Here is a 1,174-nt window from a genome sequence, read left to right on the forward strand (position 1 = left end):
GATCCAGCAGTGGAAAGCCGCCTTTATTAGCAGCGCTTCTGTCCAGCCTGACAGCCAGCCAAGGCAGCGCAAGGTACTGTCTGATGAACAGAAAAAAGACAAGCAAACCATCAAGAAGCTTGAGCGTGAACTCAATCGCAAGGACAAGGCGTTAGCAGAAACTGCTGCCTTGCTGGTACTCACAAAAAAGGCCCAAGAGATCTGGGGGGCGCCAGAGGACGATTAGTCTCTCTCCCAGATCGACAGAATGCTGTCAGCCTGATTAAACAGGCAGTTAAAGATGGGGCTCGTCAGTCAAAAGCCTGTGAAGCCCTTGGTCTTTCAGAAAGAACTGTACAACGTTGGATGCAGGGTGATGACGTGCGCGTGGATAATCGCAAAAATGCTGACAGGCCAGAGCCTGTTAACAAGTTTTCTGAAGCTGAGCGACAAGCGATTGTTGACGTTTGTAACAGCGAGCGGTTCAAAAGCCTTCCGCCCAGCCAGATTGTGCCCACATTGTTAGATGAGGGCCTCTATATGGGGTCTGAAAGGACATTTTACCGGGTACTGGAAGAAACAGGGCAACAGCATCATCGTGGCAGTGCTGCCAAGCCAAACAGATATAAGCCAACGTCCTGGTGTGCTACCGGACCCAACCAGGTCTGGTCCTGGGATATTACCTACCTGCGCTCCCCGATACGGGGGCAGTTTTATTACCTGTACCTGGTAATAGACATTTTTAGTCGTATGATTGTTACATGGGAAATTCATGAAACCGAATCGGCTGAGCATGCATCAGAAATGATCACTAAAGCCTGTATCAAACAGGGAATTGCAGCATTGGAGTGGCCACTGGTTCTGCACTCAGATAATGGTAGTCCCATGAAGGGTGGCACTATGCTGTCAACACTGCAGCGCCTTGGGGTCGTGAGTTCATTCAGTCGTCCCCGGGTCAGTGATGACAACCCCTTTTCCGAGGCCATATTCAGAACCCTGAAATACCGCCCTGGTTATCCGCGCACGCCATTTGCTGATCTTGAAGCAGCACGTAGCTGGGTGCATGGTTTTGCCCAATGGTACAACGAAGAGCACAAGCACAGTGGACTGAAATTTCTGACACCCGGGCAAAGGCATCGTGGTGAAACCGAGATGCTTATGGCTAACCGCAGAAAGGTTTATGAACAAGCCAAAG

1 protein-coding gene and 1 pseudogene are annotated in these 1,174 nt (G+C 50.4%); both read left to right on the forward strand.

Going from position 1 to position 1,174, the window contains the following annotated elements:
* Nucleotides 1–226: pseudogene (locus tag CX664_RS16115) on the forward strand (hypothetical protein); the annotation flags it as partial.
* 35 nt (nucleotides 227–261) lie between these two features.
* Nucleotides 262–1,174: IS3 family transposase (locus CX664_RS16120; protein WP_244910679.1), on the forward strand; the 913-nt coding region annotated here is incomplete at its 3' end.

It is taken from the genome of Endozoicomonas acroporae (assembly GCF_002864045.1).
Classification (GTDB): domain Bacteria; phylum Pseudomonadota; class Gammaproteobacteria; order Pseudomonadales; family Endozoicomonadaceae; genus Endozoicomonas; species Endozoicomonas acroporae.